A 21758-nucleotide genomic window follows, 5' to 3' on the forward strand; every position below is an offset into this window, starting at 1 on the left:
GAAAGCCGTTCCCGGGTCGGGAAAGGAAAGGAAAGGAAGTCACGGACGGTTACTTACGGGCGAAGTGCTTCTTCAGCCAGCCACCCGCCACCAGGACGCCGGCACCCCCGAGGACGGCCAGGCCGACACCGGAGTTGGGGGCGTCATCGCCCCCGGCGGCGGCCACCTTCTGGGAGGTGTTGACCATGCCCGGGGAGTCGACCGCCGGGTACGCCTTCGCGCAGTCGGCGACGGCACCGTAGGCGCCGGAGGCCTTGGCGACACACGCCTGGACCGCCTCACGGCGCGCCTTCTGCGCGTCGCTCTCCACCCCCGTGGTCTTGGCCGTCTCGGCCGCCAGCGAGGCCTCCTGCTTCTGCCGCTCCAGGTCGAGCTTCGACTGGTCCAGGGCGATCTGCGCCTTGCGGACCTCGGCGTCGGCCTCGGCGGAGGCGTACTGCGACCAGGCGACCATCCCGGTAGCGACCAGGACGACCGCCCCGCAGGCCACACCGGCCTTCGCGCGGGGGGACAGGCGGGCGTTCGGGGCGTAGGCGCCGTGCAAAGGGGGCGTCTGCTTCCAGGACGGGATGCTGCTGATGTCGTAGGCGGGGTCGTTGTAGACCGAATCACGCTCGGCCATGGGGTGCTCCTTCTCTGTTCGGTGGTGCTCGGCGCGCCGGGGCCGGACGCCTTCGCCAGCCGCCGGAAGCCCTACAAGGGCCCGGCGGCCAGCCGAGAGGCCCGGATCTCGGTGGGTGGGACGGTCGGTCAGCGACGGCGCAAGCGCGGGTGGCACCACCGGCAGGCGGGACCGTGGTCACGCTCGCGGGCGTGGACCAGGAACAGCGGGGTGGTCACCGCCAAGGCGACGACCAGGACGACCAGCACGAGGCCGATCAGGAACAGCAGGACGTTCATCGAAGGACTCCTCACTTGTGGGGCGCAGCAGCGGCGGACAGCCGTCTGGCCTGCGGTGGCGGAAGATTCGCGGTGATCCGGGCCGTTGCTGGGGTCCCGGGTCGCTACGGTGGTGCTCGGCGCTTCGGCGCCTTCGGCGGTCACCAGGACGTTGTGAGCGTCCTGGTGACCACCGGAGAGGCCGTGCACTGGTGCGGCCGGCCGCCGGTCAGGGCTGGTAGCCCTGGGCGAGCAGCTCGGCGGCCTCCGTGCGGTACTCGGAGGCCGTGGCCGAGGAGGTGACCTCGAGCGCGGCCTGGATGTCCGAGAGCAGCAGCTGCTCGGCAATCTGGTCGGGGGTGGCGAGAATCATCCGGGCGACCTTGCGCACCGCCCGCTCGCGCGGCTTCAACTTCGCGGTGTCCTCCATTTCGACCGCGCGCTTCTCGATTTCGGCAGCAGCCAGGCGCGTTTCGGCAGCGGCCTTGTCGGCTTCGGCGGCGGCCAGGCGGGCCCGCTCGGCGTTGGCCAGAGCGGTCTGCTCGCGCTCGCGGTCCTCGGCCGCGAGGCGGTTCTTTTCGGTGGCGGCCTTCCGCGTTTCGGCGGCGGCGAGCTCCGTTTTGGCGGCGGCCTCGTCGGCTTCGGCAGTGGCCTTGCGGGCGATCGCGATGGTCTGCGTGTCGATCGCCGCCGCCTCGGCCGCGGCGGCCTTGTCGGCCTCCTCGATCGCGCGCCGCTTGTCGGCGGCCTGCTGTTCGAGCTCGGCGGCCTCCAGGTCGATCTCGGCCTTCGCCCGGCGCTCCTCGGCCTTCTGGCGCTCCGCGGTGGCGGTGCGGGCGCGGGCCTCGGCCATCACCGCCGTCTCCAGCGCCTGCTCCTCCAGCGCGGCGGCCCGCTCGGCAGCGGTGACCCGGGCCTTCGCGTGCGCCCGGGCCTGCCCCGTCTCGCCCTCGACCTCGGCCTTCACCTTCTCCAGGTCGCCGTCCGCGCGCAGCGCCTCGGCCTTGGCCTTGGCCTCCGCCTTCTTGCGGCGGGTCTCGGCCTCCAGGCTGCGGCGCTCGGCCTCCTCCTGGCGGGCCTGGGCCGCGCGTTCCTGCTCGTCGGGCATGGCGAGGGCTTGGGCGACGGTGTAGCCGTAGGGGGCCATCGTCATCGGCAGCAGCTCGTCCTCGCTGGCCTTGGACAGGTCACCGTCGTGCTTGCGCTTGAGCCAAAGCTCGTAGGCGAGGAGCTCCTGCTCGCGGCGGATCATCTCCAGGTAGGAGGTGACGCCGGTCAGCCGCATCGTCCGGTAGAACTTCGGGGTCTTCACCGGAGACAGCACCCACCGGTGCAGCGGCACCCGGTCGCTGGCGGTGCCGGCCTCCAGCCGGGCCTTGTGGATGATCAGGCGGCGGCCGGCCTCGACGCCGATGACGAACAGGAACGGCATCGCGCCGTGTGCCACCGCCCGCACCGGATCGGCGTGGATTGAGCCCTGTGAGCTGGCGTTGAACCAGATCGTCGCGCCGGTCATGGTGTGCGCGGCCAGGCGCAGCACGTGCCACGGGGTGCCCTTGCGGACCAGGTACAGGTCCAGGGCCAGGAACGCCACGATCGAGGCGTCGACGCCGACCGGGAACCACGGTGCCAGGTCCTTGCTGAAGCCCCAGGAGTTGAGGGCGACGTTGGAGAGCGTGGAGTAGGACATGGCGAAGCCGATGACGCCCACGAGGATGCCGCCGATCGCCGCGGCGGCCGACAGGGCGATCATGAGCGGGTTGTAGCGGGGCGTCTCCGAAACGGCCGGGGCCGTCGGCGAAACGAACTCGGCTGCTGCCGAAACCGGGGTCGGCAACGGCGAAACGGGGCCCGGCGCGGGGCGCGCAGGGCGGGGCGGAGCCGCCGTCGGCGGCATGTCGGTGATCGTCACAGGGGCCTCCGGAAGGCTCGGTTCAGGTGGTACCGAAACGGCGGCCGCTGCGCCCGAAACGCTGCCGGGTGCTTCCGAAACGGCCGCCGCTGGGGGCGAAGAAGAGGCGGCCGGGCCCGAAATGCGGCCTCGGTCAGCTGCGGGTGCCGGCCTTCCCGGCGTCGGTGGTCCCGGCCGGGATCGCCCGGCACTCGCCGGCGTGCTCGTTGGCCCCACCGGCGGCCGTCCTCCATCCGGAAGGACCGGTGGCCTCGTCGCCACACGTCAGGCACGCGTAGCCGTAGGAGGGACGGCGGTCGTAGCTGTCCTCGTCCGGCACGGCCATCAGCGCGACCAGACCGCCGCCCAGAGTGCGGAAGGCCAGCACCGCGTGCTCGGGCAGGGCCGGATCGGCCGGACGGCCCGCCCGCGCCTGCTCCAGCTCGGCGCGCAGTTCGGCGATCGTGCGGTCGCGCGCGGCGAGCTGCGCGCTCGCCTCCTTCATCAGGAGCCGGGTCACGGCCTCGCTGGCCTTCGCCTCGGCGACGAGAGTCCGTTCGGGCTTGGCCAGCGCGGTCTTGAGGTCGGCGCGCACCGTGAGCAGTTCCAGGTCGCGGATCCGCTGCTCCTCCAGGGCCTCCTCCAGGCGGTGGGCGGTCTCGGCCTGGGCGGTCTCGGCCTGGACGGCGCGCTGACGCAGTGCGGCAATCCGGGCGGTCGTAGTGATGGTCAACACGGGGACTCCTACGCATATAGGGGGGAGAGGTGGGCGGTGCGTCGGGCACCGTCGAACGTCGCCGCGCCTCGCACCCGGTGGTCCGGGGGCGGGGCGCGGCGGCGAACGACAACCGACCGACGGTCAGTTCGGTCCTCAGTCCTCCAGGTCGGTGGGGTACTCGCCGTGCCGGGCGGCGTCGGCCAGTGACTGGTGGTCGGCTGCCTGGGCCTGCAACCCCGTGCGGGCCGGGCCGGTGGCCGTCTCGGCGGCGCGCGCGTACGCCGCCGCTTCCTCCTGATGCATGCGCACCGCGTCGGGTCGCCTCATATCTGCCTCTCCTTCGGCTGGCGGGGCCGGTGCGTCGGGCACCGTCGAACACCGCCGCGCCCCGCACCCGGTGGTCCAGGGCGGGGCGCTGCGGCGAACGACAGCAACCGGCTGTCAGGCCAGGGAGGCCAGGCGCCGCAGCGCCTCGACCTGGTCCGGGTGGGCGGCCTCGTGCAGGACGTGCCGCTGCTCCAGGAGCGCACCGCCGCTGGCCGGCTGCTCCAGGACCGGGTCGGCCCAGGCAGCGACGCTGCGGGCGTCGAGCCCGTCCATAAAGGCGGCGTACTCGGCCTGGTCGGCCTCCTCGTACGCGGCGGTCATCGCGGCCAGCTCGGCCTGCCTGCGCTCGTACTCCTCGGTCGTCATCACCGTGTTCTCCTTCTCTCCTGGCTGGTGATCGGGCTACTGCTGCTGACCGGCCCTCTCGGCCTGGGCCCGCTGGTACATCTCACGGGCCCGCCGCAGCAGCTCGTCCATCTGCGCGCGGGTCCTCGGGGCTGCTCACCGGCCGCCCCCGGCGGGGGTGGGGGAGGGCGGGGCCGGCGGGGTGGGCGGCTTGGGGGTGCCGCCGCCGGCGTAGGAGCGGCAGGGGCGGGTGGTGGTCACTGGGTGCCTCCCTGGGTGGCGGCCTGCTGCTGGCGGAGCTGTTCGGCGAGCTGGCGCTCGGCGGTAGCCTGCGCTTCGAGGCGGGCCATCTGTTCCTGGACCTGGCGTTCCAGCTGCGCGGCGTGGTCGTCCATCGCGGTCAGCCGGCCAGGGGGAGGGTGTGAAGGGCGGCCACCGCGGAGGCGGCGGTCGGGAGCGGCCGGGGCTGGGCGGGGACGGTGGCGGCCTGGTCGGCGAGCGTCTCCAGGAGGTCGGGCGCCTCGGTGTGCGGGCGGGCCTGGGGGAGCCCGGCCGGCCACTCGCGGGAGCGGACGGCGCGGACTCGGCGGACGGCGCGGTCCAGCAGGACGAGCAGTCCGTCGAGGCCGCGGTGGTCGGTGGGGTAGTGGCCGGCGGCGACGGCCTCCCACACGTCCTGGGTGACGTCCTCGTCGAGCTGAGTGGCGTCCGGGCCGATCTCGGCGAGGCGCGCGGTGGCGGCGGCGAGGAGGCGGCCGGAGTAGCGGTGGTAGAGGTCGTCGAGGTCGATCTGGGGGATGATGGGGGACACGGTCGTAGTCCTCTCTCCTGTAGCGGGGTTGGTGGTGCGACCGGCGACGGCCCCCGGGGATTGCGCCCCCGGAGGCCGTCATTTGCGTTCTGGCTGCCGTACGGGCGGCCACGGCCGTCGCCGTCCCGGTGGTCCGGGTCGGCGACGGCCGTGGTTGTCCGTGCTGCTGCTGGTAGGTCAGGCGGGACGATGCCAGGACCAGGTCTCTTCCGGTCCGGGAGCGACGCCGAGGTACTGCCCGATGAGGTATCCGGGGACGACGGCCGCGCACTCGTGCCACGACGGCCGGCCGCGCTCCGACGGGACGCGGGCCACGCCATGCTCCGCGCCGTCACGGGTACGGGCCAGGTAGGCGACCAGGTGGATGCGCATCAGGCCGCCGTGCGCTGCGGGCTGCGGTGCTTGGCGGCGTGGTGGCGCGGGCGGGGGAGCGGCGGCTGGTGGCCGGTGCTGTCCGCCGTGGCGAGGGCGAGCTCGGCGACGTCGACCAGGTCGGCGGCGGTGTCGAGCCGGCCCACGACGATCACCTCCGGCTGGTAGTGGAGGCGGTTCACCAGCAGGTTCGCGTTGCGGTCCAGGAGGTCCAGGAGCTCGGCGAAGGTGAGGGGGTGGGTGGCGGTGATCTCGGCGGCGTGCAGCCACAGGTCACCGCACAAATCCTCGACCGTGTCCGTGCTGGTGTCCAGGTCGGCCTCGTCCAGCCGTTCCCGCACGAGGTCGCGCAGGCCGGGCGCGTACCAGGTGAAAGCCTCGGCGAGCAGCGTGGTCAGGTTCTCGGGCAACGTGGTCTCCTCGGGGTGATCTCGCTGGGCGGGTGCTGTACAGGGCAAGGCGACGGCCGCCGCCCACCCCGGCAGGTCGGGGGTGGGCGGCGGCCGTGGTGGTTCGTGCTGGCGCGGTGTCAGGCGGCGGGGTGCAGCGTTTTCGTCGGGGCCTCGATGCCGCGGATCGGGCCCTGGACGTCGCCGGGCGTGTCGATCAGCGCGATCCGGCGCTGGGCGTCGGCGATGAACACGGGCAGGAGCCGGGCGGCCCACTGCTCGGCGCGCTCGGCGGCGGTCGGCGCCGGGGCGGCCGGGCGAGGCTGCGCAATCTGGACAATTGCCGGAGCCTGCGGAGCCTTCACCTTCTTCAACACCCGGGTCGGCCGGCGGGAAGCGGTCTCCGCAACAGCGTCGGCCCAGTCCTGCTGCTGCTCAGCAATCGTCACGTCAATGACGACCAACCGGTTGGAACCGATACAGCGGCGCGCGCCGGGGGTGCCGGCCATCTGGGTGTGGTGCGGGACGAGCTTGGGCTGCTCACCCTGCGCGCCAGTGATGGGGCACCAGGTCTGGCAGTCCGGGCAGGCCAGGTGCTCGGTGCCGGGGAGCAGGTCGTAGTGCGTGGGCGGCAGGGTCGAGACGACCAGCGCCGGGCGAGAGCTCACGTTCTTCGTGCGGGTGCGACGGTTGCGCTTCTGAGCGATCGGGGCCTGGATCGAGGTGGTCATCAGGAGCTCCTCGGTGCGGAGAGAAAAGGGCTGGCGTCGTGGTGCGATCTCCGCCCTCCAGGCCGTCCGGGGGATCCCGGCGCCCTGACGAGCGGGCAGCGCACCAGCGCTGCGACGTACGGAGTGGGTACCGCCGGGGGATTTGGTGGAGCTATCAACCCCGGCGTGGTGCCCAATCTGTGGTGCGCGTGGCTACACCACGGCGAGCTATCACCCCTCACGGAGCGTTATAGCTATCGCTATTGCCAAGTAGAGCGGACGGGCGGCATGATGTCAATACCGATAGCTCTAACCCGCCGACAGCGTTGTGTTGGACCGTCAACGCCTGATAGAGCTATCGCTAGACTTGACCCGTCCAGCCTTAGAAAGGGGTGAGCGCCGTGGCCGCCTCGTATCGCGAGATCGCCGCCGACCTGCGTCAGAAGATCGCCGAGGGCCAGTACCGGCCCGGCGACAAGCTCCCGATGCTGACAGAACTCCAGGAGCAGTACGGCGCGGGCTATCAAACAGTCCGCAGCGCCATCGCACTGCTGGAGCAGGAGGGCCTGGTCATCGCGGTTCGCCGACGCGGAACGATCGTCCGCGAGCGTCCCGAGAAGCTCCGCGTTACCCGCTCCCGCGAGGTCTTCCGCGACGAGATCGGCTACTACTTCGATCCCACCGCCCAGCCCTGGAAGGCTCTGCAAACTCCCACAGTCCGCTGGGGTGTGGTTCCTATCGACCTGGCCGCGCTGATGGGCTTGGAGCCCGGATCCGAGGTCTTGGTACGCGACCGGGTGATGGGCGACCCGGAAACCGGTGCGCCCAAGCAACTCGCGACCAGCTACCTGCCGGCGGACCTGGCACGCGGCACTCGTCTCGCTGACTCCGACACCGGACCAGGCGGGATCTACGACAGGCTTGAGGAGATGGGCCACGATCCCTTGGAGTGGAGCGAGAGTGTCTCCGCCCGCATGCCGTCGCCCGAGGAAGCTGAAGCTCTTCGCCTGCCGACCGATGTTGGCGTCCCGCTCCTGCGCGTGCTGCGGGTCACCACCTCGCCGACCGGACAGGTCCTCGAAGTCAACGACACGCGTATGAGCAGCGAACTCTTCGAGGTCGGCTACACAATCAGCCGACACCCGAGTGCTCGCCTCCCACATGAGGTTGGCCGCGCCAAAGACGACCACTGATGCACACCTCCGATTCCTTCAGATCACCCAGCTGCTGCGAGGTCCATCACAGCGGCTGGAGACCTGACGAAGAATCACAGGCGTGTCATCAGCTCCATCAACACGTTCATACACACGTATTCACATCTGTGTACACACGGGTTTTGGCTGGTCAGCCCTAGGCTGCCGGGCATGGTGACATTGGAGGGTGGGGGCATGGCCAAGGGACGTGCGGGGTGGCGGCCTGACCTGCTGCGCGCGCAGCGGGAGGCGCACGGGCTGACATTGGAGAAGGCGGGGGAGAGGCTGCGCCAGGTCGCCGAGGAAGCGAGGCTCAGGGGCATCCCGGCCGCGAACCCGCAGACGTTGTGGCAGCACGAGCAGGGTGAGGTCTACCCCGGACCGCACTACCGTCGGGCGTACTGCCTTCTCTACAGGGCAACGGATCCTGAGCTTGGGTTCCGAGCCGCCCTGCCAGGTGAGGAGACAAAGTTCCGTCTGACGCCAGCCAGCGACGATCACAACGGAACGCACGTGCTCGCTGTCGAGCGGGCGATCCACCAGATCGCCCCCGGCAACGACGAGGCCGACCACATGAGCGTGCAGCAACGGATCCTGGACGCCTGGAAGCGCCGGCACACCGGCGGCGATCCGCATCGGCCGGTCGTGGTCCTGGTCGGCGGCTACGCCGGGTCCGGGAAGACAGAGTTCGCTCGATTCCTTGCCCAGCTGACCGGCTGGCCGCTGCTGGACAAGGACCCGCTGACCCGGCCGCTGGTGGAACGGCTGCTCGTGGCACTCGGCGGTGACCCGAACGACCGGCACACTGACCTGTACCGCGAGCAGGTGCGCAACGTGGAGTACGACTGCCTGATGCAGGCGGCCTGGGCCAACATCAACTGCCGAATCTCCACCGTGATGACCGCGCCTTTCATCGCCGAAATGGCCAACGAGGACTGGATGCAGCGGCTCACGAACCGCTGTGCATCGCTCGGTGTCGATGTCGCGCCGATCTGGGTCCAGTGCGACCCGGAGTCGATGCGCGAGTACGTCACCTTCCGCTCCGCGGCGCGGGACGCCTGGAAGCTTCAGCGCTGGGACGAGTACCTCAAGACCATCGACGTCGATCTGCGACCGGCAGTGCCGCACCTGGTAGTCGACAACCGGCTCGGCGCCGCGATCTCGCTCGCCGACCAGGCCCGCCAGGCGATCCGGGAGGTCTACGCATGAGCAGGACGTCCGCCATGCGCGGCGTGATCCTCTACGGGCCGCCGGCTGCTGGGAAGGACACCGTCACCCGCGCCCTTGCCGATCTCGACACCGAGTTCTCCTTGTTCTCGCGGGTGAAGGTCGGGCCCGGCCGGTCCGCCGGCTATCGCATGGGCACGCCCGAGCAACTGGAGAAGCTTCGGACTTCGGGCGCGGTCGTGTACGAGAACTTGCGGTACGAGAGCACGTACGTAACGGACCGGCCAGGCCTGGACACTGCGTTCACGGCTGGGGTTCCGGTGATGCACCTGGGCCAGGTCGACGGAGTGCGGGCCGTGCTCAACGGCTACCCGGCGCAGTGGCTGACCGTCCTGCTGTGGTGCCCTCGGGAGGTGTCCGAGGCCCGGTCTATCGGCCGGGGCGACGCGGACACTTCGGCGCGGCTGGCCGCATGGGACGCGACCCGGGCCGACCTCGACGCCAACCCGGACTTCCAGTTCGATCTGACCATCCACACGGATGCGGTCACGCCCGCGGCTGCAGCCGCGCAAATCCGGCAGACGCTCACCACGCCGCACGACGACGGCGAGCTGGTGATGGTGGACTTCGACGACACGCTGATCGACCGGCTCGCAGCGGTGACGACCTGGGTGACCGGGTACTGCGCAGGTCACGGCCTGAATCCGGAGGTCGAACAGCGGATGCTCGATGCCATGCGCATCCGGGCGGACCTGGACGTCATCGAGGGCCTGTGTGCAGAGCTCGGCCTGCCGGAGTCGGCCGACGAGCTCTGGGCGCGGTACGAGCCGGAGCTCGCCATGTCGGTCAAGCCGTTCCCCGGTGTGGTGGATGCGCTGGCCGCCGTACGGGAGTCCGGCCGCCATGTCGTCGTCGTCACCAACGGCGGCGGGCAGATCCAGCGAGCCAAGCTGAAGGCCTCCGGTATCGGTGACCTGGTCGACGCCGTGTGTATCTCCGAGGAAGTCGGTACCCGAAAGCCGGATTACCGGATCTTCGAGGTGGCGGCCGCCAGCGTCGGCCGGGACCTTGCCCAGGGCGGGTGGATGATCGGCGATAACGCCAGCCTGGACGTCGTCGGCGGCCGGGAGGCTGGGCTGCGCACTGTCTGGATCTCTCACGGCCGCCCCTGGCCGGACGGCGCGGAACCGGATCACATCGCGACGACCGCCGTGGAGGCCCTCGCTCTCGTTCGTGGCGGTGACCGGTGATGCTGGATCAGCCGGTTCTCGGAGTGCTGCACCCGGGAAGCATGGGCGCGGCAGTCGCGGCCTGCGCGGTTTCGGCCGGGGCCCGGGTGCTGTGGTGCCCGTCCGGGCGGAGCGCCGCGACCGTACTGCGTGCCGAGCAGGCTGGGCTGGAGCCGGTGGCCGACCTTGGCGCGCTGCTGGAGCGGGCCGAGTTCGTGCTGAGCCTGTGCCCTCCGGCCGGTGCTGAGGACGTCGCCAGGGAGGCCGCCGAGTTTGGGTTCGACGGCGTGTACGTCGAGGGCAACGCGATCAGCCCGGAACGGATCGAGCGGATCGCCAGCCTCGTGGGGCGTAGCGCTCGCGCGGTCGTCGACGGCGCGGTGATTGGATCGCCGCCGGTCGGCAGCAAGACCACCCGGTTGTTCCTGTCCGGCCCGGTTGACGCAACCAGTCTGGTCGCCAGAGTCTTCGCCGGCACCTCGGTGTCGACGCCCGTCCTGGGCGAGGAGATCGGTCAAGCCAGCGGGCTCAAGGTGGCCTATACGACGTACCAGAAGGCAAGCAGGGTGCTGGCCGCGCTCGCATACGGCTTGGCGCAGCACCATGGCGTCGACCAGGCGCTGCTGGACGTCGCCGGCGCGCGGCAGGGCAGCTACCTGGTCGAGACCGACTACATCGCCAAGACCGCTTCGAGGGCGTGGAGGTGGGCGCCCGAGCTGGAGGAGGCCGCCGACACGCTGCGTGCCGCAGGCCTCCCGGACGAGGTCATGCGCGCGGTTGCTGGCACGCTCCGGTATTGGACGGACGCGAAAGACAGCTGCGGGATCTCGGTGGAGGACGCCCTGGAGATGCTGAGGCGGTCCATCTGATGGAGGGTTTGTCCGGCCGTCGGATCGTTGGGGTGTCAGATCGACACGGTGAGCTCGCGGCTACGCTCGGCGTTATCCACAGGGGTACGCTTTGCCATGCAGTGATCAAAAAGCTTTGCCGTCCGAGCCTTGGACAAGCTCGGACGGCATCAGAGTGGATCGGCGCCCCTGGCCGGGGGCCCGTCCCGGTCAACCATGCAAAGGGTGGTGACGCAGTGAAGGGTACCCGTACCCAGCTCCAGGCACACACGCGGCACCCCGCCGTGGAGGCGACCGGTTCGAGGTCGCTCCGGCGGGGTGCCGTCGTTATAAGCGGATACACCTCTCCCCCGAAGGGGGTCGGTGTGGTGACTTAGACCATCGGGGGCGCCGGCCTTTGGCGAGGCCAGCAACCCCAGGGCCGCTGCAGTGGGTGGTGCCACCACAAGCGGTCTTACGTGATCCGTCCGATTTGGCGATCAGACGAGGGCCCGGAACGGGTCTCGGCTTGGCGGCCGGGGCCCGGGAAGGGCGCAGTGCGGTTCTCCCAGAACCCAGACCCCCGAGGGGGTCCGTCGCCGACCCGTTGGTGCGGGGCGGCTACTCACCCGACCCGCGCGAGCGGGCCGGTCCTTTGCCCATCTGTACGCACAGAAGGAGGCCCTGCCATTTTGCAGCAGGCCACGACCCTGTTCCAGTCCCGCCGTGTCCCGGTCGGCGGGGCCGTCACCAGGGGTTTCAGCTCGTGTGGTGTCCCCGGAGAGAGGGGAGAACTCTCCTCCCCCGTTCCTGCCTTGGGTTCTGTCCAGGGACCGGTTAGCGGACTGGTTGTCGGATCCGCCGCGCACGCTGTCGACAATGTGACGCACATCACTCCTCTGGGTGAGGCGCTGAGTGTCACACGGTCGGGTTCGGACCGTGCGGTTCTAGCCGCTCCGGCCGTTCCTGGCCAGCGGCACAAGCCGGTCGACGTCGCGCCAGCGGGCAGCATGACGGTGCCGAAGTCCGTCCAGCGGTTCGTCCCGTGCGTGCCGATGCTGCCCCGGCTGCTGGTGCCGGCGGCGGAGCAGTGGGTGACAACTACCCGCGGTCGGGTCGCGCTGGACCCGTACAGCTGGATGCAGGCGGTGCACTGGGTGGTCGCCTCGGGCTGCTACCGGCCGTCCCGCTCGCACGGTCCGCGGGAGATGGGCCGCACCGCGATCCGGACCGCGCAACTGCTCATGGAGCTGTCGCCGTGTCGTCCGGGTGTGGACTACCTGGCGCGGCGCCTGGGCGTGACCGAGCGGACCGCGCAGTACCAGTTGGACATGCTGCGCGAGGCCGGCCTGCTCGCCTACATGGCGAAGGGCACCCGGGTCCGCGGCGAGAAGGCGAAGGCCTCCGAGTTCGTTCGGGTGATCCCGGCCGAGTTCGACGTCGCCCTGGGCGTGCGGACCGTGGGGGAGAGCACCGGGCGCCGGGTGGTCGGGATCGCGGAGGCCGGGCGGGCGGCGATGACGCTGCTCGGCAAGCGGGCCTCGCGAAAGGTCCGGGCGGCGCGGTCGAAGACGTCAGCAAAGGCCTCGGTGACGACCACTCAGGCCGCTTCGGCGGGTGTCTCGTCCCAGGCGTCACAGGCTGCTGACGGCACCTCAGCGGCCGACAGCCGTTGCACCCCAATGGGGGGTGGTTGCTGTACTGCTCTTGCTGACGGTTGTACTCACCTCCCCTCTGAGACAGACGTCGCGAGCGGGAAGCCGAAGTCCACCACCGCGAAGAAGTCCACGAAGAGCTGGGGCAAGCACACCGTCAACCGGGTCGGCCGCCGCTACCAGCTGGCCGCCGAGCTGGTCCGCCAGGTGCCGTGGCTGCGCCGTGCTCTGGTGCCCCGGATCGCCTGGGTCGTGCAGGAAGTCGCGGATGCGGGCTGGACGGCGGAGGAGGTCATCGCCTGGCTCTCCACCCTGGAGGAGCCGAAGCGCGGCACCTACCGGCCCTCCGGCCTGCTCGCCCACCGGCTGCGCGGCATGACCCAGATGCCCGGCTGGCGCACCCCCAAGGAGCGCGCCGCCCAGGTCGAGCAATGGCGCGAGTCCCGCTCCGCCGAGCGCGCCCGCCACAACCGCACCAGCTCGGAGTGGACGTTCACCGACTGGCAGGACCCGGCCACCCGCGCCGCCGCCCACCTGGTCGACGACGCCTTCGCCCAGGTGCGGCAGGCCGGCGGCCCCGGCCCCCAGGAGCTGGCCCTGTTCGCCCAGGACCAGGACGGGCTGACCGACCTGCACCAGCTCACCCGCGAAGACGTCCTCGAGCTGCGCACCCTCGGCCAGAAGGACCCGGAGATGGTCCTGATGGCGATCCGGGACTGCGGCGAGGACTACGCCCGCCAGCTCTACACCCACGGCCTGGTCGACCAGGTCCTGCGCCTGCGGCACACCGGCCGCATGGTCATCCACCAGCCCTGGAGGTCCGCGTGACCGAGACGTCCACCAGCGGTGTCGACCTCGCCCGCGTCGCCCTCAAGGCCGCCCGCGAAGCCGCCCGCACCCGCGGCGCCGACGCCCCCGGCGGCCGCAGCTCCACCACCCGCCCAACCCGCCGCACCATGGTCCGCACCGGCGGCCGCGACCCGATCGGGCTCGGCGCCGCCCTGGCCGGCCTGGTCGCCGAACGGGCCTGGGACACCCAGACCGCTGGCGGCAACGTCCTCGACCAGTGGGCCGAGATCGCCCCCGAGCTCGTCGGCAAGGTCCAGCCCATCCACTTCGACGCGCGCACCGGCCGGCTCGACCTCCAGCCCGCCTCCCCGGCCTACGCCACCCAGCTGCGCCTGCTCGGCCGCCAACTCGTCGCCCGGATCAACGGCAAGATGGGCCGGACCGTCGTACGGGACCTGCGGGTCCTGGCGCCCCGCGCCATCGCCGCCACCGGCTCCGACCGGCGGACCGAGCACCACCAGGCCGTCGAGCAGCCCGAGGCCCCGGTCCGTACCCGCGACGACGCGAGCGCCGGCTACCACCGCGCGCTCGCCGAGATCCGCCGCACGACCACCGCCATCGACCCGGCCATCGCCGCCGCCATCGGCCGCCAGGAGCAGGCCGTCCTCAACCACCGCGAGCCCTGGGATCAGTTCGCCCAGGGCCTCGCCGAGAAGGCCGACCAGGAGGAAGCCGCCGCCCGTACCGCGGCCGCCACTAGCAGCCAGACCCTCGCCGAACGCCGCGCCCGCCACGACAAAGCACTTCGCGTCGGCGCTGTCCCGCTGCGCCCGACCCGCCCGCCGATGACCCTCTCCGGTGCCGCGTGACCAGGACTGCTCCACCACCCGCCCGCCGACCGCTACCGTCGATCCTGCGGTCCGCCGTTTCGGCGGCCGCCACCATGAAGGAGGCCCAGGTGACCACCCAGCCCGACCACCAGAGCCCGGCCCCGGCCAGGCCGGCCACCCTGCACGAGCTGCGCACCGCGCTGTCCCGCTACGGCCTGCCCGGCGACCGCGAGCAGTTCGAGCAGGCCTTGGCCGCCGCCCTCGACGCCTCCCCGATCGGCGACTTCGCCGCCGTCGCCGAAGTCGCCGCCACCTACCGCCACCGCCTGGCCCTGCGCACCGACGAGCACGCGATGGCCTCCCTCGCCGCACTTATCGGCGGCCAGCAGTGGACCCCAGCCAACGAGGCCTTCGCCCGGGTGCGCGCCGCTGGCGGCGACCGGTGACCGACCAGCCTGCCGAACGCGAACCGCTGCACGTCTTCCTCTCCGACGCCGCCGAGCACGCCCTGGCCGCGCTGCGCCCCGGCGAGCTGGACGCCGTCGAGAAACTCGTTGAGCGCCTCGCGATCCACCCGCGGCTCGGCATCCCGGTGCCCGGCGGCACCGACCCCGAGGTCGACGACTACACCGCCCGCACCGACCCGGCCTCCGACTCCGGCAACCGCATCAGCGTCGTGTACAGATTCCACCCCGGCATGTCGGCGATCTTCGTGACCTGGGTGATCGCCTTCCGTGTCCAGTCCGGGCGTGTTGCGAGTGGCCGCCTGCTGAGGCCGGGAACCTCGGGCCGGAATCCGCCTCTTGCGCTGAGTCGGCAGCCCCTCAGAGCCCGGCTGGGTGGCTGGAGAGCCAGGAGGAGTGCCGGTCGCGAAGCCGGTCCCGCTCTTCGGGCGTGGGGAGGAGAACGTCCGCACCGCCGTCATAGGGGTGGTAGATGCGCTCCATTCGGGCGTTGGCGATGAGGACGCCAGCCGTCTTGTAGTCCGCAACCTCACGTAGCAGGGGGTCGATGCATCCGTGCTGCCAAGGCCGGCGGATGGCGAAGAGGTGAGTGTAGGTCCGAAACTCCGGGTTCGGATCGTCTTCCGTCAGCAAGGTCTGCCAGTAGTCCGCGTCCGGCTGGTGTTTAGGAACGTCGGGCTCCGCTGTCCAGGCCGGTGTGATCACATAGACGTCCGCGCCGGTGAACAGCTCGTCCAGGACAGTGTTGTGGCGTTCCAGGATGATGGCGTACTCGGTCTCGCTATCGGCGTACCGCTTCGAGCCCGGCAGGCTGTGGAATCGGACCCATACATCTCGATACCTCTCGCGGAGCATGTGGCCGATGGGAGGACACTCCGGCCAGTGCTGCTGCCACATTTCTGTCAACGCCATCTGTCCGCTCCCAGACACCTGCGGCACTCGTCCTGTCCCTTCGCCCAGCTGTGGATCAGCAGGCATGATGCCCGCGGTCGACCGCCGAGGAAAACGATTTCCTACTGCTGCTGGGCGGCTTCGCCGAGCATGCTGTCCTGGGACGGACGCTGGGCTTCGACGAGGAGCACGGTCATGCCCGTGTCCGTCCAGGTCTCGTACTCCCCGCCTGCGGCCCAGAGGGCTGCCTGCCCCTGGGTGAGGGGCGCGGGCTCGCCGTCCGTGCCGCTTACCCAGCCCTGGCCGTCCGTGACGATGAGGATCTGCGGCGCGGGCGCGACATGCCGATCGAGCCGTCAACCGTCGCTCACGCTCTTCCAGATCACCCCAACCGATGGGCGACTGAACCGCGGACCCGCTGCCCGGTCGGTCCAGAACAACTGCCATTCGTCCACCACAAGCACGCTCCGCGACTGCAACACGACCTGCTGTAACACGGGGAACGTACACGGAAATCGCCGGGCCCTGACACCGGATCAGCACCACCCCGAAGATGGCCGGGTACCTCATGCCCACCGCCATACCCGGCCCGGGCCGAGCGTCTCGTGGCGGGACCGCGTGCGAGACTGCCGCACCACCACAGGCGCGGCGTGTTAAGGAGATGACCATGACCACCAGCGGCACGACTGTTAACACCCAGCAGACGGCTCTCGACGGGCCGATCAGGGAGTACATCTGCGAGCTCCTGCGCGCAAACCTGGCAGCCGAGGAGGCGCGCGAGGAAGAGATCCGGCGCCTCGAAGAAACCGGACACCGGATCGTGAACGGCGGTCAGACCGGAATGGACTCGTGGGAGATCACAGACTGGCGCTCAGGTGCCCTGATTGAGGCCGGCACAAATGGCCTCGATGGTTACGATGCTGCGGCGGCCCGCCTAGACCCCACGGGCATGTGGTTCCACATCGACCACGTTGGCGAGGGCATTGACGAGCTCCCGGTGAACTCCCCCGGCCTGCCCGACTCCTTGGCCGAAGCGCTGCGCGAATGGCTCTTGCTGCTTTCGACACCGGACAAGGACGTTGCGGCCGTCACGGGATGGAGTGTGGAAGAGATTCAGCGACACCGAGTCGATATCTGACACCCGCCGGGCCGCCGCTGCCGATCGCCAGCAAGGGGCATGGCAGAGAAGCCAACCGGCGTCGGCCCGCCTCCCTCACCGGCGAACACCGGAACCGCTTAGCTCGGCGGGCCGGCCCCAGCGTCAACCGGGCACTCGGTGTCTCCCCGCTTTCGAGTGGATCGCGGCCCCGAAACATGCCCAACCGCGTAGTCCGCCGCGACTATGACCCGAGTGAAGATCCCGTACCTGTCTCTGCGCGTCACCGCGGGCGTCCTCGGCGCCCTGCTCCTCACCGGCTGCGGCACCCGGACGCCGCCCTCCCAGGAGGCCCGGCTCACGAAGGCGTCCGGCGTCGCCAACATCTCGGTCGTCATGCCGGAGGGCCTCTGGAAAGACACCAAGCCGTGGAGGGACCTGGACAAGGCCCCGGTCGACCACCTCGACGGCGACCGGGGCGCCCGCGGCCTCGTCCGGGTCAACCTGACCGGCACCCAGGTAGTGACCTACATGAAGGAGCTCGACTACAACGCGCACCCCGGGCCGGGAGACAGCCGGACGAACAAGCAGTCCTCCGCCCGGGTCTACGACGCGATCGGCGGCGCGCTGGACACCATCAAGCCCGCCCGCACGGCCGGAGACCCCGCCCCCGAGGTACTGATCGACGACACCCTGGCCACCGCCGCGCCGTAACCGAGCCACCACGGGAGCAGGCCACCGACCGGCCCCGCCATCGAGGCCTGCGCCGTCACGCCACGACAACCGGTCACGCGCGGGGCGGCCACGGACTCGGCAGCACCGCCGAAGCCGCCGACCGTCGCCGACCCCGGAGCCAACGGTCGACCTGCGCGGGCCGGGGGAACGGGTTCGCGCCGGTATGAACGGGCGTCAACAGCCCACCACTCGAAACCGCACCTTCGTGTGGATCGCCGCGCCGTGTCGTGCCCGGCCGGGCCGCAGCCCGCGACCATGACCCGCGTGAAGACCATCCACCGCGCCCTACGCGCCGCCGCCCCGCTGCTCAGCACCGTGCTTCTGGCCGGTTGTGGAGCCGCGACCCAGTCCCCGCCGTCCCACGACGCCGCGTTGAGCAAGGCGGCGGGGATCGGCACGATGTCGATCATCTGTACTGCCGACATGTGGGACCGGACCCGGCCGGAGAACCTGGGCAAGGTGGACAAGCCGCCAGCGGAAGGAGAACGCGGGACTCGGGGGCTGGTGAAGGTCACGCTGACCGGTTCCCAGCTGGTCGATTACCTGAAGGAACTGGACTGGAACGGCCACCCCGGCTGGGGCCTCGGGGATACGGTGGACCACGAGCACCACGACGAGCAGATCGCCCGCCGGATGTACGACGCCCTCGCCCCCGCGGTCACCAACGCCAAGAACGCACGCTCCGCCACCGACCCGGCACCCGAGGTGCTGGTCGACGACACCCTGGCCACCACCGCACCGTAGGAGTTGTGTGGCGGGGTGGTTCGTCAACGCCGCCAGGCCGAGCTCGCGGCCCGCGTTGGCTGGGTGGGGCCGCCTCGAGGCAGCCCCACCCGCAGCCTCCGGTTCGACCCGGACCACGAGCCGCTCGTACTGCTCGCGGGGCGGGGATCGGTACGCCCGGCGACCGCCCCCAGGCCACGAGCTGACAGCCACCGAAGCGACCCGCCCGCAGTCCCACGCCCGCTACCGTCAACCATGCGGCCCACCACCACAGCGACCGCCACCAAGAAGGAGGCCCAGGTGACCACCCAGCCCGACCACCAGGACACGGCCACGCCGAGGCCGGCCACCCTGCACGAGCTGCGCACCGCCCTGTCCCGCTACGGCCTGCCCGGCGACCGCGAGCAGTTCGAGCAGGCCTTGGCCGCCGCCATGGCCAACGCCGTCACGCAGCCGCCCGCGCAGTAGATGACGTCCGCGAGGCCACCCAGCTCACCGACCCGTTCCCGCTCGATCTGGACCCCGCGGTGCTGCGCCGTAGTCCCAGGCACTGATGAGCTTCACGTACATGTGCCGTGCCCCTGGGATCACTTCACATGTACGTGAAGGCAGGTTGCACTGCCCGGCGGGGATGGACTCATGGTTCATTTTGGTGATCCTGGTGTCCCCCAAGATGGACCATGAGTCCATCCCCGCCCCTTCGCTCTTCCCCACCTCCGCAACGCCCGCCGCCTGCCCTGCCGACCAGGCCGGGCACGGGCGGCAACTGCGGAACCGATGCGGACCGCGGCCATGCGGGTGGCTGGGCGCGGCGTGCTCCGCCCCCGCACCCGTGGCCAGCGCCAAGGGCTGCGCTGGACCAGCCCCTGCCGCCTGCCCTGCGCCGCCGGGTCCGCCGTCAGGGCCGTGGCCGGCCCCGTCGTCGGCCCGTCACCGCACCGGCCCGGGCCGTGGACGGCCCTTGGCCTGGGCAGTTGCCATCGTGGAAGTGGCCGGTGCCTGCGCTGGGCAGGGCCGCCTGCCGATCGGGCCTGCGCCGAGTACTGCGGCCTGCCTGGTCACCGAACGGTTACCGACGTCACCACCCACCTGACGACGACCGTTGTTGCCCACCTTCACAACCTGGGAGCGCTGGCCGAGACCACACTGCAGCCCGCACTTGCCGCTGGGGCGCAGCGCCAGCAGCGGCAAGGCACGGGCACCAGCCACCTGAACCCGTAAGGGCCGCCAAGGCCCGGGTCCGGCGGCAGCCGGACTTCCATGACTGGCGCAGTGACCCTGACCAGCCCTGACCAGCAGGCCGGCCTTGGTGCCACGCCCGGGCGGCGGCAGCGGCAGGGGAAGCCAGCCCGCCGGAGGCGACCTCTGGTAGAGGGACTGGGCCCTTTTTATGTAAGAGGGCAATCGGGCGATCATGCCTCTGACCTGCAAGCTTGGAAAATCAAAGGTATAGCTACTCCGACACTTGGGGTGATCTGGGGTCACTGAACGCCGACATTCAGGCCAAATGTTTCGCGCCATTGCGAAACATTTGGTCGACGTGGTGCGACACCGCTGGGACGTCCGCGTGATCATCCGACCTGGCCAGGTGATCTGCCTCGTCGAAAGCTCGGCCATCGCCGCGACACGTGTTTCGCACTCACGCGCAAGATTCTTCGCACTGCTGCGAAGAACGTGTAGCGTGACGTCGACACGAGCAAAGGATCACGGTCTTGGCACAGGCAGAGCGCGACAGCACCCGCAGGCAGGCACCGCAGCGCACCCGCCAGCCGAGACTCCAGCCCGCCGGCCCCCAGCACCAGCGCGACCTCGCTGCCGAGATCGTCCGCGGCTACGCCGGACACCTCCCCGACGGCATCTACGAAGCCCGCACCCGCTTCTACCGCCGCGCGCCCCACGAAGTCCTCGGCTCCGACGGCTACGCCCTCCTCAGCCGCTACTTCGCCCGCTACGTCCTCCCCCAGGCGCTTATGTCCGGCGAGATGACCAGGCTTCAGTGCGCAGTGCTGTCGAACATCGTCGGCCGGGCCGAACGCGGCGTCTGCCACGCCATCCAGCGCGAGATCGCCGACGAGATCGGCACCAGCCGCTCCAGCGTCAGCCCCGCCCTCAAGCACCTGGCCGCCCGCAACTACATCCGCAGCATCGGCCGGGGAATTTGGCAGCTCAACCCCCTCATCGCGTACAAAGGCAACGGGGACGAGCAGCAGACGTTCCTCGCCGAACTCCGGGCACTCGCCCTCGAGAACGGATTCCCTGACATCATCGGGCTGGAAGCCCTCCAGACCGGGGACAAGGAGTCGACAGCATGCTGATGGTCACCGACCTGTTCGGGATGCTGCGGCGCCTCGAACTCACCCCCACCGCCACGAACGTCCTCTCCGTCATGGTCGAACGGCAGAACCCCGGCGGCGTCGTCCCGATCACCCAGCAGGACATCGCCGAGGAACTGCAGATCCTCCCCTCGGTCGTCAGCCGCGGAATGACCCTCCTCGTCGAGCGCGGCCTCGTCCTGCGCAAGGGCTACCGCTACCGCCTCCACCCCGCCATCGCCGGCTACAACTCCGAACTCGAGATGCAGGCCGCCATGGCTCGGGCCGCCCGCGAAGGCGTCCCCCCCATCCTCATCCCCGACTACCAGGCCGCCCCGCCCAAGGCCGGCCGCTCCCGGCTTCGCGCGGTCGGCTGACCGCCTGGGCGCTCTGTCGGTCCCCGGGGCTACGGTGCCCGGTAGATAGCCGGACGGTAGAGCACGTGGGGGCTGGGTGCGGTCAGCAACGGAGTTCGTCTACCTGATCACCACCGCGAGCAGCCGGACGGCGAAGATTGGACGCAGCACCGATCCAGAGAGTCGGCTAGCGGCTCTCCAGGCCGGATCGCCTGTAGCACTGCTGCTTGCCGCGACGTTCCCTGGCGGGCCCCGGTTGGAGCGGTACCTCCACAAGGAGTTCGGCAGCTACAGGATCCACGGGGAGTGGTTTGACTTCGGCGAGCGGGACCCCGTCACCGAAGTCACCGTGGCGGTCGAAGCGTACGAACCCGAGCCAGGGCATGAGGACCGAGCAGGACGATACCGGGATGCCGGACCCCCACTCCACACGCTGGCTCTCACCGGCGGTGAGTGGGCCACGATCGACTGGATCCGCGAGCACGGTGGAGCGCAGGCGCCCGTCCGGGTAGCACCCGACATCGTGGCGCCTGAAATCCTCGTCAGCACCACGACCGTCAAGGTCGCCCTCGCTCGTCTCGTCGGGCTCAACATTCTCCTCAAGACGAGCCCACGTAGCGGTACATACCAGCTCAATCCCCGCCGGTTCTGGGAGGGCAGCAGCGCTGCCCAGTCCGCCGCGTGTCGTCAGGTGAACGCGCCGCCCATCGCCCCGGACGAAAAGGCCCGCACGGTGACCGCGCGGCAGCAGTAGGCATCGAGGCCGCCCAGGACAGACTCCGCGCGCATGGCCAGTACCTTCCAAACCACAGCGGCCACGGCCTCGTCGATGTCGGTCCGCTGTTGTGCGGACAGCAGGCTTCACCAGGTGGCCGACGGCGAGGTCGGCGGCGTTGGTTTTCCGTTGCGGACGGGCGCTTCGGCACCGGTCCTGTGGCGGGTCAGTCCTGATCCAGAAAGCGCCCGACACCCTTGCCCGCCATGCGGGATGACGGCGCGTCAAAGCCACCATCCCGGCACCGGCGCGTCCTCACGACCCCGCGCTGGTC

At 70.6% G+C, this 21758-nt stretch carries 26 protein-coding genes; 14 read left to right on the forward strand and 12 right to left on the reverse strand.

The genetic code is table 11. The features are described from left to right. Positions 1-49: 49 nt before the first annotated feature. The 11 genes from ACIRRH_RS35655 to ACIRRH_RS35705 form a co-directional block, all read right to left on the reverse strand. Entirely contained in the window at positions 50-622 is a 573-nt protein-coding gene (locus tag ACIRRH_RS35655; RefSeq protein ID WP_403075849.1) for a hypothetical protein, read from the reverse strand. Positions 623-750: 128 nt separating this feature from the next. After that, positions 751-900 (reverse strand): hypothetical protein, encoded by a 150-nt coding sequence (locus tag ACIRRH_RS35660; RefSeq protein ID WP_403075851.1) that lies wholly within the window; start codon positions 898-900, stop codon positions 751-753. A gap of 208 nt (positions 901-1108) precedes the next feature. Then, positions 1109-2632: a DUF2637 domain-containing protein gene (locus tag ACIRRH_RS35665; RefSeq protein ID WP_403075854.1), complete on the reverse strand. Its 1524-nt coding sequence runs from the start codon at positions 2630-2632 to the stop codon at positions 1109-1111. A gap of 292 nt (positions 2633-2924) precedes the next feature. Further along, positions 2925-3503: a hypothetical protein gene (locus tag ACIRRH_RS35670; RefSeq protein WP_403075856.1), complete on the reverse strand. Its 579-nt coding sequence runs from the start codon at positions 3501-3503 to the stop codon at positions 2925-2927. Between the two features lie 138 nt (positions 3504-3641). Then, the gene (locus tag ACIRRH_RS35675; RefSeq protein ID WP_403075857.1) at positions 3642-3815 is read right to left on the reverse strand and encodes a hypothetical protein; all 174 of its coding nucleotides are present in this window, start codon (positions 3813-3815) and stop codon (positions 3642-3644) included. A gap of 114 nt (positions 3816-3929) precedes the next feature. After that, positions 3930-4181 carry a hypothetical protein gene (locus tag ACIRRH_RS35680; protein WP_403075860.1) on the reverse strand — a complete coding sequence of 84 codons (252 nt, stop codon included), beginning with the start codon at positions 4179-4181 and terminating at the stop codon, positions 3930-3932. 236 nt (positions 4182-4417) lie between these two features. Next, on the reverse strand, positions 4418-4555 hold the full coding sequence (locus ACIRRH_RS35685; RefSeq protein ID WP_403075862.1) for a hypothetical protein: 138 nt from the start codon (positions 4553-4555) through the stop codon (positions 4418-4420). A 5-nt stretch (positions 4556-4560) separates the two neighbouring features. Continuing rightward, positions 4561-4971 carry a hypothetical protein gene (locus ACIRRH_RS35690; protein WP_403075864.1) on the reverse strand — a complete coding sequence of 137 codons (411 nt, stop codon included), beginning with the start codon at positions 4969-4971 and terminating at the stop codon, positions 4561-4563. A gap of 177 nt (positions 4972-5148) precedes the next feature. Beyond that, positions 5149-5343 (reverse strand): hypothetical protein, encoded by a 195-nt coding sequence (locus ACIRRH_RS35695; RefSeq protein WP_403075866.1) that lies wholly within the window; start codon positions 5341-5343, stop codon positions 5149-5151. Next, positions 5343-5753 (reverse strand): hypothetical protein, encoded by a 411-nt coding sequence (locus ACIRRH_RS35700; protein WP_403075868.1) that lies wholly within the window; start codon positions 5751-5753, stop codon positions 5343-5345. The genes ACIRRH_RS35695 and ACIRRH_RS35700 overlap by 1 nt, the downstream gene beginning before the upstream one ends. 119 nt (positions 5754-5872) lie before the next feature. Continuing rightward, positions 5873-6463, reverse strand: a complete 591-nt coding sequence (locus tag ACIRRH_RS35705; protein ID WP_403075871.1) for a hypothetical protein — start codon at positions 6461-6463, stop codon at positions 5873-5875. 380 nt (positions 6464-6843) lie between these two features. On the opposite strand from ACIRRH_RS35705, the gene ACIRRH_RS35710 reads away from it, so the two are divergent. The 7 genes from ACIRRH_RS35710 to ACIRRH_RS35740 all read left to right on the forward strand — a co-directional run bounded on the left by ACIRRH_RS35710 (position 6844) and on the right by ACIRRH_RS35740 (position 14578). After that, a complete protein-coding gene (locus ACIRRH_RS35710; protein ID WP_403075873.1) occupies positions 6844-7635 on the forward strand; it encodes a GntR family transcriptional regulator in 792 nt (263 codons plus the stop codon). A 195-nt stretch (positions 7636-7830) separates the two neighbouring features. Next, on the forward strand, positions 7831-8844 hold the full coding sequence (locus tag ACIRRH_RS35715) for an AAA family ATPase (RefSeq protein WP_403076030.1): 1014 nt from the start codon (positions 7831-7833) through the stop codon (positions 8842-8844). Further along, positions 8841-10052 (forward strand): HAD hydrolase-like protein, encoded by a 1212-nt coding sequence (locus ACIRRH_RS35720; RefSeq protein ID WP_403075875.1) that lies wholly within the window; start codon positions 8841-8843, stop codon positions 10050-10052. The genes ACIRRH_RS35715 and ACIRRH_RS35720 overlap by 4 nt, the downstream gene beginning before the upstream one ends. Beyond that, positions 10052-10900: a DUF1932 domain-containing protein gene (locus ACIRRH_RS35725; RefSeq protein ID WP_403075878.1), complete on the forward strand. Its 849-nt coding sequence runs from the start codon at positions 10052-10054 to the stop codon at positions 10898-10900. Before ACIRRH_RS35720 ends, ACIRRH_RS35725 begins: the two co-directional genes overlap by 1 nt. A gap of 968 nt (positions 10901-11868) precedes the next feature. Further along, positions 11869-13341 carry a transcriptional regulator gene (locus ACIRRH_RS35730; protein WP_403075881.1) on the forward strand — a complete coding sequence of 491 codons (1473 nt, stop codon included), beginning with the start codon at positions 11869-11871 and terminating at the stop codon, positions 13339-13341. Beyond that, positions 13338-14171 carry a DciA family protein gene (locus ACIRRH_RS35735; protein WP_403075884.1) on the forward strand — a complete coding sequence of 278 codons (834 nt, stop codon included), beginning with the start codon at positions 13338-13340 and terminating at the stop codon, positions 14169-14171. Before ACIRRH_RS35730 ends, ACIRRH_RS35735 begins: the two co-directional genes overlap by 4 nt. 89 nt (positions 14172-14260) lie before the next feature. Continuing rightward, positions 14261-14578, forward strand: coding sequence for a hypothetical protein (locus ACIRRH_RS35740; protein WP_403075887.1), 318 nt, complete (start codon positions 14261-14263; stop codon positions 14576-14578). Between the two features lie 378 nt (positions 14579-14956). Here the strand turns inward: ACIRRH_RS35740 and ACIRRH_RS35745 are convergent, their stop codons facing one another. Beyond that, the gene (locus tag ACIRRH_RS35745; protein WP_403075889.1) at positions 14957-15508 is read right to left on the reverse strand and encodes a hypothetical protein; all 552 of its coding nucleotides are present in this window, start codon (positions 15506-15508) and stop codon (positions 14957-14959) included. A gap of 646 nt (positions 15509-16154) precedes the next feature. Between ACIRRH_RS35745 and ACIRRH_RS35750 the strand changes: the two genes are divergently transcribed. The 7 genes from ACIRRH_RS35750 (at position 16155) to ACIRRH_RS35780 (ending at position 21463) form a co-directional block, all read left to right on the forward strand. Continuing rightward, positions 16155-16625, forward strand: a complete 471-nt coding sequence (locus tag ACIRRH_RS35750; protein WP_403075892.1) for a hypothetical protein — start codon at positions 16155-16157, stop codon at positions 16623-16625. A gap of 213 nt (positions 16626-16838) precedes the next feature. Continuing rightward, positions 16839-17297 (forward strand): hypothetical protein, encoded by a 459-nt coding sequence (locus ACIRRH_RS35755; protein WP_403075895.1) that lies wholly within the window; start codon positions 16839-16841, stop codon positions 17295-17297. A 285-nt stretch (positions 17298-17582) separates the two neighbouring features. Further along, positions 17583-18062: a hypothetical protein gene (locus tag ACIRRH_RS35760; RefSeq protein ID WP_403075896.1), complete on the forward strand. Its 480-nt coding sequence runs from the start codon at positions 17583-17585 to the stop codon at positions 18060-18062. A gap of 234 nt (positions 18063-18296) precedes the next feature. Beyond that, a complete protein-coding gene (locus tag ACIRRH_RS35765; protein ID WP_403075898.1) occupies positions 18297-18509 on the forward strand; it encodes a hypothetical protein in 213 nt (70 codons plus the stop codon). A gap of 1244 nt (positions 18510-19753) precedes the next feature. Beyond that, on the forward strand, positions 19754-20356 hold the full coding sequence (locus tag ACIRRH_RS35770) for a replication/maintenance protein RepL (protein WP_403075901.1): 603 nt from the start codon (positions 19754-19756) through the stop codon (positions 20354-20356). Next, positions 20350-20730: a helix-turn-helix domain-containing protein gene (locus ACIRRH_RS35775; RefSeq protein WP_403075903.1), complete on the forward strand. Its 381-nt coding sequence runs from the start codon at positions 20350-20352 to the stop codon at positions 20728-20730. The genes ACIRRH_RS35770 and ACIRRH_RS35775 overlap by 7 nt, the downstream gene beginning before the upstream one ends. A gap of 76 nt (positions 20731-20806) precedes the next feature. After that, positions 20807-21463, forward strand: a complete 657-nt coding sequence (locus ACIRRH_RS35780; RefSeq protein ID WP_403075905.1) for a GIY-YIG nuclease family protein — start codon at positions 20807-20809, stop codon at positions 21461-21463. Positions 21464-21758 lie beyond the last annotated feature (295 nt).

Source organism: Kitasatospora sp. NPDC101235, from assembly GCF_044767505.1.
Classification (GTDB): domain Bacteria; phylum Actinomycetota; class Actinomycetes; order Streptomycetales; family Streptomycetaceae; genus Kitasatospora.

What these genes read in the sequence shown, in the direction of transcription:
- ACIRRH_RS35765 (WP_403075898.1), top strand. Translation starts at nt 18,297, where the DNA reads ATGCGGCCCACCACCACAGCGACCGCCACCAAGAAGGAGGCCCAGGTG.
- ACIRRH_RS35695 (WP_403075866.1), bottom strand. Translation starts at nt 5,343, where the DNA reads ATGCGCATCCACCTGGTCGCCTACCTGGCCCGTACCCGTGACGGCGCG.
- ACIRRH_RS35655 (WP_403075849.1), bottom strand. Translation starts at nt 622, where the DNA reads ATGGCCGAGCGTGATTCGGTCTACAACGACCCCGCCTACGACATCAGC.
- ACIRRH_RS35715 (WP_403076030.1), top strand. Translation starts at nt 7,831, where the DNA reads ATGGCCAAGGGACGTGCGGGGTGGCGGCCTGACCTGCTGCGCGCGCAG.
- ACIRRH_RS35745 (WP_403075889.1), bottom strand. Translation starts at nt 15,508, where the DNA reads ATGGCGTTGACAGAAATGTGGCAGCAGCACTGGCCGGAGTGTCCTCCC.
- ACIRRH_RS35675 (WP_403075857.1), bottom strand. Translation starts at nt 3,815, where the DNA reads ATGAGGCGACCCGACGCGGTGCGCATGCATCAGGAGGAAGCGGCGGCG.
- ACIRRH_RS35685 (WP_403075862.1), bottom strand. Translation starts at nt 4,555, where the DNA reads ATGGACGACCACGCCGCGCAGCTGGAACGCCAGGTCCAGGAACAGATG.
- ACIRRH_RS35705 (WP_403075871.1), bottom strand. Translation starts at nt 6,463, where the DNA reads ATGACCACCTCGATCCAGGCCCCGATCGCTCAGAAGCGCAACCGTCGC.
- ACIRRH_RS35665 (WP_403075854.1), bottom strand. Translation starts at nt 2,632, where the DNA reads ATGATCGCCCTGTCGGCCGCCGCGGCGATCGGCGGCATCCTCGTGGGC.
- ACIRRH_RS35680 (WP_403075860.1), bottom strand. Translation starts at nt 4,181, where the DNA reads ATGACGACCGAGGAGTACGAGCGCAGGCAGGCCGAGCTGGCCGCGATG.
- ACIRRH_RS35725 (WP_403075878.1), top strand. Translation starts at nt 10,052, where the DNA reads ATGCTGGATCAGCCGGTTCTCGGAGTGCTGCACCCGGGAAGCATGGGC.
- ACIRRH_RS35775 (WP_403075903.1), top strand. Translation starts at nt 20,350, where the DNA reads ATGCTGATGGTCACCGACCTGTTCGGGATGCTGCGGCGCCTCGAACTC.
- ACIRRH_RS35660 (WP_403075851.1), bottom strand. Translation starts at nt 900, where the DNA reads ATGAACGTCCTGCTGTTCCTGATCGGCCTCGTGCTGGTCGTCCTGGTC.
- ACIRRH_RS35750 (WP_403075892.1), top strand. Translation starts at nt 16,155, where the DNA reads ATGACCACCAGCGGCACGACTGTTAACACCCAGCAGACGGCTCTCGAC.
- ACIRRH_RS35720 (WP_403075875.1), top strand. Translation starts at nt 8,841, where the DNA reads ATGAGCAGGACGTCCGCCATGCGCGGCGTGATCCTCTACGGGCCGCCG.
- ACIRRH_RS35730 (WP_403075881.1), top strand. Translation starts at nt 11,869, where the DNA reads ATGACGGTGCCGAAGTCCGTCCAGCGGTTCGTCCCGTGCGTGCCGATG.